This window comes from Hymenobacter saemangeumensis, assembly GCF_039541835.1.
Lineage (GTDB): Bacteria > Bacteroidota > Bacteroidia > Cytophagales > Hymenobacteraceae > Hymenobacter > Hymenobacter saemangeumensis.
This window is the reverse complement of sequence record NZ_BAABGZ010000028.1, coordinates 144390-153755: the sequence shown is the minus strand read 5'-3', so window position 1 is coordinate 153755 and position 9366 is coordinate 144390. Positions and strand designations below refer to the sequence as shown.

Annotated in this window: 4 protein-coding genes; 1 reads left to right on the top strand and 3 read right to left on the bottom strand. The window is 64.1% G+C overall.

The features are described from left to right. Nucleotides 1-232: 232 nt before the first annotated feature. Entirely contained in the window at nucleotides 233-889 is a 657-nt protein-coding gene (locus ABD919_RS13150) for a response regulator (RefSeq protein WP_345236480.1), read from the bottom strand. A 292-nt stretch (nucleotides 890-1181) separates the two neighbouring features. Between ABD919_RS13150 and ABD919_RS13145 the strand changes: the two genes are divergently transcribed. Then, on the top strand, nucleotides 1182-1832 hold the full coding sequence (locus ABD919_RS13145) for a LuxR C-terminal-related transcriptional regulator (protein ID WP_345236479.1): 651 nt from the start codon (nucleotides 1182-1184) through the stop codon (nucleotides 1830-1832). Between the two features lie 256 nt (nucleotides 1833-2088). On the opposite strand, the gene ABD919_RS13140 is transcribed toward ABD919_RS13145, so the two are convergent. After that, the gene (locus ABD919_RS13140; protein WP_345236478.1) at nucleotides 2089-2604 is read right to left on the bottom strand and encodes a KdsC family phosphatase; all 516 of its coding nucleotides are present in this window, start codon (nucleotides 2602-2604) and stop codon (nucleotides 2089-2091) included. A 375-nt stretch (nucleotides 2605-2979) separates the two neighbouring features. Continuing rightward, nucleotides 2980-9327 carry a reprolysin-like metallopeptidase gene (locus ABD919_RS13135; protein ID WP_345236477.1) on the bottom strand — a complete coding sequence of 2116 codons (6348 nt, stop codon included), beginning with the start codon at nucleotides 9325-9327 and terminating at the stop codon, nucleotides 2980-2982. Nucleotides 9328-9366 lie beyond the last annotated feature (39 nt).

Genomic DNA, 9366 nt, shown 5'->3' with positions numbered 1-9366 from the left:
GTCGAATACTTCAAACCTAGCCTGTTCACGCCGAACAGACTTTTTTTCTGCCTCATCTATACCCCGCAACTTAGGTTTGCTAGGGTAACGCTCGTGGTAGCGATGCTTCGAAAAGCGGACCTCAGATGAGCATGACGGCCATTAGTAAGTTTTCAGACCTACCAAACGGCTTCAGTATATCAACCAGAAACAAGCAACCAGAAACCAGAAACAAGGAACCAGAAACCAGCAACTACGAGATAAGCCCGCGGCTCACGGCCAGCTTGATGAGGGCGGCGGTGTTTTTCGCGTGGGTTTTGCTGATGATATTCTGGCGGTGGGTTTCGATGGTGCGCTTGCTGGTGAAGAGCTTGTCGGCAATCTCGCTGTTGGTGAGACCCTCCGCAATCAGCTTCAGTACTTCCAGCTCGCGGGCGGTGAGCTCGCCCCCGGCGCGGGTATCGTCGCCGTCGACGGAATGGGTGGTAGCTTGGGCAACGGCCTTGTAGAGCATGTTGAGCCCAATTTCCGTGCAGAGGAAGGGGCTGCCCGCGGCAACCGTGCGGATGGCGTAGGTGATTTCGGTGATGGCCGCGTTCTTCAGCACATAGCCCAGGGCACCGGCTTCCAGCATGCGGGCCACGTAGTTTTCGTGGTCGAGCATGGTCAGCACCAATACCTTCACGTTGGGGAAGCGGCTGCGGATTTCCGGCATGGTAGCAAAGCCATCTAGTACGGGCATTTGTACATCCATCAGCACCACATCTGCCTCGGTGGTTTCAAGCAGGGCCAGTACTTCAGCGCCATTGCTGGCTTCGCCCACAATATCCAGGTCGGGTTCGGCAGAGAGCAGCGAGCGGATGCCGTCGCGGAGAATTGTGTGGTCGTCAGCAAGCAGAATACGGGGCATAAAAGAAGGCTTTAGAAGGGCGAAGAAATACCAAAAACCGGAAGGCAATACCTCGCTTATACGGTAAAATTTATTTGTCAAACAAAAAATGCTCTCCGTATTTCTACCAAAATTGTAGCCCCTCTGCGTAGATTAGCAGGGATAAATACGGCTTTTCAGCTGGGCTGAGGCCGGCGCTTGCGCCCGGCTTGTACTTTCGAAGTCCGAAAAGGCAAGCTGCCTGCTTCTGGTGCTATTATAGGTTTTACTTTAAATCCAGTTCGGACGCCGGACGCTTTATTTTCTTCCCGGTATGATTCGCTTGCTTCTGACTGATGGCCATGCTTCCACCTGCGAAGCGCTACGGGTCACGCTCAGCGCAGCCGCCGGTCTTGCTATTGTAGGAGAAGCCACTGGCGGCGACGAGCTGCTGGAGAAGCTGGCTTCGGCCGGGGCTACACTGGTTTTACTCGACCTGGGCCTGCCCGGCCCCGACGCTTTTGCCCTGCTGCCTGCCCTGCGCGAACAGTACCCGCAGCTGCGCCTGCTGGCCACAGCCGAGCTTAGCAACGAGCAATACATTGCCCGGGCCTTCGACCTGGGAGCTCACGGCTACATCCTGAAGAGCGCCAGCGCCACCGAGCTGGCGCATGGCCTGCGCACGGTAGCGGCGGGCCGTCCTTTTTTGTGTACCGAAATTGGCCTGGCCCTGCTTGGGCGCCTGCACATGGGCCCGCCCGCCACCAGCGAAGCCGCCCGGGCGGCCCTGGGGCTAAGCAAGCGCGAGATGGAGGTGCTCAGCTTGGTAGCCGAAGGCTTCACCAACGCCGAAATCGCCGGTAAGCTCTTCACCAGCAAGCGCACCGTCGAAACCCACCGCCAGAACATTATGGAGAAGACGCAGACGCGCAACACCGCGGCGCTCATCAAGCTGGCCGTACGCCAAGGGCTGTTGCCAGAGTAAGTTCCTTATTTGGGGATGGGTTGATTTTGGTGAGGAGGTGACGGGGTGATGAAGTAAGGAGGTGAGGAAGTAATGAGGCGATAAGGTGAAGAGGTAAAAAGAACGTCATGCTGAGCGAAGGCGCAGCCGTAGGCTAAGCATCTTTACCACGAGAGTAAATCCAATCAATATGGAATTACTGCCGCGGGCAAGATGCTTCGACAAGCTCAGCATGACGTTCTTTCTTCATCACTCCATCGCCAACCCCATCACCCCATCACGCGTCTGCTTTGTCCCCAAACTGGGCGGTAATAATGAGCTCGGCCAGCTCGCGAAAGCAGCCGTGCCCGCCAAAGGTTTGACAGTGGTAATGGGCAGCGGCGCGGGCAAAGGAAGTAGCATCGCCGGGGCAGGCCGAGAGGCCCACCATGGCCAGAATACCCAGGTCGTTGGTGTCGTCGCCAATAAAAGCTACCTCTTCGGCACGCAGGCCGGTGCGGGCCAGGATTTCGAGCAGGCAGGCAGGCTTATCCTGAATGCCCAGGTGCAGCTCCGTAATGCGCAGCTTGGCCGCCCGGGTACGCACCGAGGGCGAGACTTCGCCGGTTACGATGCCGCTCTCGATGCCGTGCTCGCGCAGGCGCACCACGCCCATACCGTCGCGAATATTGAAGCGCTTCATCTCCTCGCCGCGCTCGGAGTAATACACGCCCCCGTCGGTAAGCACCCCGTCGCAGTCGGTGAGCACGAGGCGTATCTGGCGGGCACGGGCGTAAAGGTCGGCTTGGGTCATATACAAAGGGTGTAGGCCCGCAAAATGGCGCCTGCACTACAATGTTACGGCCCGGCCATCTTTCATTGGGCTTCCCGAAGCTCTATAAGGTAGCCCTGCTGGCCCCGGCAAAGCAGTACAGGCTGCTGCCGTGATTTTGATAGCACGGGTCTTGAAGCTGTTTCGATGCCTGGGTAGAGGGCCAGGTAGTCGCGCGGTTTGGTGCCCACGGGCCTTAACACGTCGCGGAATAAAATCCCGCGCTACTGCACTGCCGCATCCAAATGCACCAGGCTTTGTGCCAGGGCGGCAGCCCCGGGGGCCTAAAAGCAAAACACCCCGCCGAGGTCTTCGGCGGGGTGTTGGTTTCCTGCAGCCTGAAGCTGCGGGGTGGCTTTACTCGACCACTACGCGGTGGGTGGTGGCGGCGTGGCCGGCCACCTGCACCGTAAGCAGGTAAGTGCCTGCCGCCAGGCCTGCCGTTGGCACCTCAGTAGCAGCACCGCTGAAGCTGCGCTGGCTGAGCTGCTGGCCCAGCAGCGTGTGCAGGGTAACGGTGGCCGCTTTCACCGGGGCCGCCAGGGCTACCTGCAGGGCAGCCTGCTTGGTGGCCGGGTTGGGCCACACGCTGAACTGCGTAGCCAGCGCGGCCGTGGTGCCCGTAACGCTGCCGGCGCGGCCCAGCACCAGCTCGAAGCGGCCGGCAATGGAGCCGGCCTGGGCGGCGGTGAAGGCGTAGGCCGGCGTCAGGCGCAGGTCGGTGCTGGTGTTGGTGGCGTGGTCGACCAGCGTGATGCTGGTGCTGGCCGCGAAGCCCGACAGCTCGGCTACCTGGAAGCGGTAGGCGCCGGCAACCGGTGCCACCAACAGCAGCGGTACCCGCGTAGCCGGGCCGTTAAGGCTCAGCTCGGGCAGGCCGTTAATGGCCAGCGGGGCATTCTGCGGGCCGTTCATCAGCGAAGCCAGGCTGATGGCCGCTCCGGGGTTGTTCAGCTTCGGCGCATCAAAAGCCCGGTCGGTGCCCGAGGCGGTGGCGCCGGCCTGCAGGTACACCACGGTTTCATCGGGGCTGGCGTTGGCACCGGACAGGCGCAGGCGCAGCTGCGGGCGGGCATCCGCGCCAGCGGCCTGCCGCTGGAAGGCCGGGGCCGTTGGCGTGGTCAGGCGGTCGATGTTACGGAAGGTTACCTGGCCCGAGGCGCCGGGCGTGCTGGTGCGTACGAAGAAGCCCTGGGCTACCGGCAGCACGGGGCCGCCGCCGTTGAGGCCAATGCCGTTCACGTAGCTGGAGTAGTTGCCCACGTAGGGGCCGGTCGACTTAAACACGTACAGGGCGTTGTCGATGTTGACCAAGCCGTTGTGCAGGCGTACCGAGTCCCAGTTGATGGGGCTGGGGTAGGGGTTGCCCAGCAGCTGCCAGCCCGCATCGGCCTGTGGCCCGCGGCTGAGGCCACTCAGGGTGAGAGTGGTCTGGCCGGGAGCGCCCACGAAATCAGGCGTGATGCCCGCCAGGCTGTTTACCGTGTAGCCGCGGCCCCAGGTCATGGACTGGGTAAGCGAGCTGGGCGAGAACCAGCCCTTGGAGAAGCTGTCCAGGTTGTTGATGGCCGTGCTGATGCGGCTTTCGTCGTAGCCAAACACGGTGGGGAATGGGGTTTCCGTGGTTGGCGTGGCCGAGCTGTTGTAGGCCGGGTTCACCACGGGCGTGAAGCCACCGGTGCTCAGGTCAGCCACGGTGGTATTGGTAACCGGGCTGCTGAAGTGGCGGTAGCCCACCCCGGCATTCACGCTGCCATCGACGTAGCGCTGCACGGTGATGGGGCCGCTGATAAGGCCCGCCACGGGGCGGGTGTGCACCACAATGGCCGTGCCGCTGGCATCGGAAAGCAGGGTGAGCACGCGGCCGGTGGTGGTAAGCGTGCCCAGGGCCGGAGTAAGCGTCTCGCGGATGCTCACGTTGCCACTCAGCGTAACGCCGGCTGCGTTCATTGCCGTCAGGCTGCGCACCGTGGCCGGCAGGCCGGAGCCGGTTACCTGGGCTTGCGAGCCCATGTAGTTATAGGAAGCGTCGGTGCTGAAGCTGCGGGCGCCGCTCATCTGAATGTCGCCGCTGCCGCCGCTGGCCGAGATGCCGGCCGGGCTGCAGATGTTCAGCGTGGCACCGGCGGCCAGCGTGAAGCTGCCCGCGCCGCTCACCACGTTGCAGTTGGTTTGCAGCATGCCGCCGTCCATCACCATCAGGGTGCCGGCTACGGTGAGCGCGCCACCCAGGTCGAGGCGGCCGGCTCCGCCCGAACCCGGGCCTGTAATGGTAATGTTGTTGTAGCTGCCGCCGGGAATGGTTTGCGAAGAGCTAACCACCAGGTTGGGCAGGGTTACGGTGAAGCTGCTGGTGCTGCTGCCAGTGCCAGCCGCCGTAGTCACGGCAATAACACCGGTGCTGGCACCCGAGGGCACGGTAGCCGTAATGCTGGTGGCCGAGTTAACCGTGAAGGAGGTTACCGCCGTGCCGTTGAAGGTGACAGCCGTAGCTCCCGTGAAGTTGGCGCCGCTGATGCTGACGCTGGTACCCACCGGCCCGGAAGCCGGGGTGAAGCTGCTGACAGTTGGGGCGGGCGTAGCGGCCACCACCGTCCAGCTGTAGGAGGCCGGCGTGGCATCTACGTTGCCGGCCGCATCAATGGCCCGCACCTGGAAGGTATGCAGGCCCAGGCCCAGGCCGGTAAAGGTCAGGGGGCTCACCACGGTGGTAAAGGCCGCACCGTCGAGGCTGCCCTCGAAGCTGGCTACGCCACTGCCCGAGCCATCGGTACCGGTGAAGGTGAAGGTGGCCGAGGTGTTGGTGGTGGTGGCGGCCGGGCTGCTGGTGATGTTGGTGTCGGGCGCGTTGCGGTCGAGCGTGTACGTCTGGCCGCTGGTGAAATCACTGCCCACGGGGTTGGTGGCTGCATCGATGATGCCGCTGCCGGCTGCTATCAGGTCGAGGCGCAGGGTGCCGTCGCCGCTCAGGCCGTTCACGATGATGTCGCGGGTAGTGGTGGTGCCGCTCACGCTGGCGATGGTGCCGGCCACAGTGCCGGTCGTGGTCAGGGCAAAGTCGGCCGCGTCCACGCCGGTCACGTTTTCACTGAAGGTGATGCGGAAAGTAACACTGGCGGCGTTGGTCAGGGCCGTAGCCGGCGTGAGGCGGTTGATGCTGGTCACGGTGGGCACCACGCCATCTACCCGCACGTTGTTGGTGTTCTGCACGCTGTTGAGCGTGAGCACGGCGTTGGTAGCGGCGGCGTTGCGGATGGTGCCGCCGTTGAGGCTGATGGTGCCGATGTCGATGCCGTTGGTGTCGAGGTCGCCGGCTTGTACCACGTAGTTAAACACCACGTCGGTGCCGCTGCTGCCGGCGGCTGAGTACACGGCCTGGCGCACGGTCGAGCCGATGGTCAGCGACAGCGAGGGCAGCCCGGTCACCACCATGCTCTGGCTGAAGCGCACCGTTACCGGAATGGTGGCCCCCATGGGGTAAGTGACGCTGGCCGGCGTAAATACGCTTGATACCACCGGGGCCGGGCCCGTGGTGAAGGTGGTCGAGGCGGTGGTGGAGTTGCCGTTGGCCCCGCAGTTGCTCACAATGTTTACCGTATAGCTGGTGCCGGCGGTCAGGCCGGTCAGGCTCACCGGCGAGGCGGTTACCGTCTGGGTGGTGGTGGCCGGCGAGGTCGTTACCGTGTAGCTGCTGGCGGCTCCGCTGAGCGTAAAGCTCACCGAAGCCGAGCTGCTGGTGACGTTGCTGGACGCCAGGCCCGTCGGAGCCGGGCAGGATACCGGGGCCACGGGGCCCGACACACAGATGGTGAAGCTGCCGTTGGTGGGGGCAGAGCTACCGTAGGGATAGTAGCGCACCTTGTAAACGGTGCCCGCAGTCAGGTTGGTCAGGGACAGCGTTTCGGCGCCCGTGGTGGTGGCATCCACGCACTGCAGGCTGGTGAGGCTGCCACAGGCGCCGGAGAATAGCTGCAGCACGGCATCAAAGGAGCTGCTGGCCGTGATGGTGTGGTTGGGGCCGGTGGCAGTGAAGCTGTACCACACGTCCAGGGCCGAGGGGCTGGCAAAGCCGCTGCAGGTGGAAGGCGCCTGCGACTGCGTAGCGCCGGTGACGGTGCCGCTCGTGGTAATGCAGGTAGTGGCCGAGGTCAGGGTCACGGCCGTGGCGCACTCGTCGTTGGTAATGGAAGTAGCAAAGCTTACCGTGGCCGGTGTGGAGGTAGCACCGGCGGCGCAGTTGCTCACAATGTTTACCGTGTAGCTGGTGCCGGCGCTCAGGCCGGTCAGGCTCACCGGCGAGGCGGTTACCGTCTGGGTAGTGGTGGCCGGCGTGGTCGTTACGGTGTAGGAGGTGGCGGTGCCGCTGGCCGTAAAGCTCACCGAGGCTGACGTACTGGTGATGCTGCCCACGGCCAGGCTGGAGGCCTCGTTGCAGGGCGGCGCGGCCCCGGTGGTAAAGGTGAGGCTGGCGGCCGTCGACGTGGCGCCGGCGGCGCAGTTGCTCACGATGCTTACCGTGTAGCTGGTATTGGATAACAAGCCGGTCAGGCTTACCGGGGAGGCGGTTACCGTCTGGGTAGTGGTGGCCGGCGAAGTCGTTACGGTGTAGGAGGTAGCCGAGCCGCTGGCCGTAAAGTTGATGGTGGCGGAAGTTTGAGTAACGTTGCTGGCATTCAGGCCATTAGGCGCGGCACAAACGGAAGCCGAGCTGATGGTGAAGTTGGCATTCGAGATGTCGAAGAAGTAATTGTCGGCAGCCTCCACCATGATGCGGGCCTGGGTGGTGTTGATGCTGGGCACCGTCACCGCCTGGGTACCGTCGTTGGCGGTGCCGGCCAGCAGCACCGTGGGGTAGGTGAAGCCGCCGTCGGTGCTAAGCCGGATGTTAACCGTAGCGCAGCTTACCGGCGAGGCCGTGGTGCCGGCCACGTCCCAGGTAACGGTCTGGCTGCTGCCTCCGGTCCAGGTTATGGCCGTGTTGGGGGCTGTCACCAGGAAGGGGCCAGCGGCGCTGGTGGTGCTCATGGTTACGTTGGCGCTGCTGTTGAGGCCGCCCACCACGCCCTGGCTGCCGTTGTGCTGGTCGCGCACCGTCACCCGGAAAGTCATATTGCGTGTCACGGTAGGCAGGCGCTCGCCGATGTTGGTGGTGTTGGCCACCAGGTTGCTCAGGCGAGGGAAGTAGCGCGTGGGGCTGGTGCTGGGGTTGAAGGACCGGAACAGCGGCGGGGTCTGGTTGGCTACCTGGGTTGCGGTGGGCGAGCCGCCCGGGCCCAGGTCATACTCTTCCCAGCAGTAGGTAAGCGCGTCGCCGTCGGAATCGCTGCCCGCGGCTGTCAGTTTAAAGGGGGTATTGATGGGCAGTACCTCGCCGCTGGCCGGCAGCGTAACTGCTGGCGCCGTGTTGTTGGTGGCTGCCGTCACCGCGCAGCTCGTGGTGCCGATGAAGGTTTGAATTTCCTCGAAGCTGGCCACATGGAAGTAGGGGTCAGAGTTCGATTGGATGTTGTCGCCCGAGCAGATGCCGGCGTAGGCCATGATGGTAGTACCCGAGCCGGGCTCGTAGGCCGTGCTGGCATTGCGGTTGCCGCCGCCGCAGCTGCCCGTGGTGCTGTTGAAGGTGTGGTTGCCACCAAACTGGTGGCCGATTTCGTGGGCTACGTAGTCGATGTCGAAGGCGTCGCCCACGGGATTGCTCGAGCCGGTTACGCCCCGGGCTTTCTGGGTGCTGTTGCACACCACGCCCAGGCCGGCCACGCCGCCGCCGCCGGTGCTGAACACGTGGCCAATGTCGTAGTTGGCCGAGCCGATAATGTTGGTAACGTTGGTCTGGTTTTCACTTAGCATGGCAACCCCGTCGTTGTTGGTGTAGGGGTCGGTGTTGCCGTTGGTGTAAATCAGGGAAGAGTTGTTGGTCACCAGCACCAGGCGCACGGCCAGCTCTTTCTCGTACACGCCCACCACGCGGTTGACGGTGGTGACGATACCGGCCTGGGCACCGGTTACGGTGCCGCCCTTGGTGGCCGTATATTCACCGGTGGCAGCCACGGCCAGGCGGTAGGTGCGCAGCGAGGTGCCGGCCGTGCGCTGCGCCGTGCTGCCCGTGCCCAGGCTGTTGCGGGCGCTGGTGCTCACGCTGGGCGTGCTCACGCCGCAGCTGAAGGGCCCGGCGGGCATGTCGCGCCGCCAGAAGCTCAGGTAGTGCTGCAGGTCGGTGGGGCTGGCCGGGTCGATGTAGACCGTACCAGCGGTGGGCGACAATATCTGAGCATGAAAGCCGCGGGGCGTCATGTCCAGCCGCACGGTGGCGCCGGGCTCGTCCAGGCCGATGCCGGCGTAGGTTTTAATGGTGGGAAAGCGGGCGGCCAGGGCGGGCTCCATTACCGATGACTCGACAATGCGGAAGCGGGCGCTGCCACCGTCGGGCAGGGGCAGGGTCAGCTCCACGGGGGCGGCACCGGCGCGGCCCTCCGGCGGGGCCGTGGCCAGCAGGGCCAGCATGCCGGGAGCATCCAGGGTGAGGGGGCGGGAGTGCTGCAGCTGGGCCGCCAGCGGCGAAATCCTGGCCGCCACCTGGGCCGGCGCATCGTCCTGGAAGTAGGTCAGGCTGGCCCGCTGCTGGGCCTGGGCTCCCGGGCTGTGCAACAGCAGGCCCAGCCCGGTGCCTGCCGCTGCCCGCAGCCCGGCCTTGCCAAGGCTGCGCAACGCTGTTGGCAGTAGGGACGCCCCCGGCAGTTTAAAGGC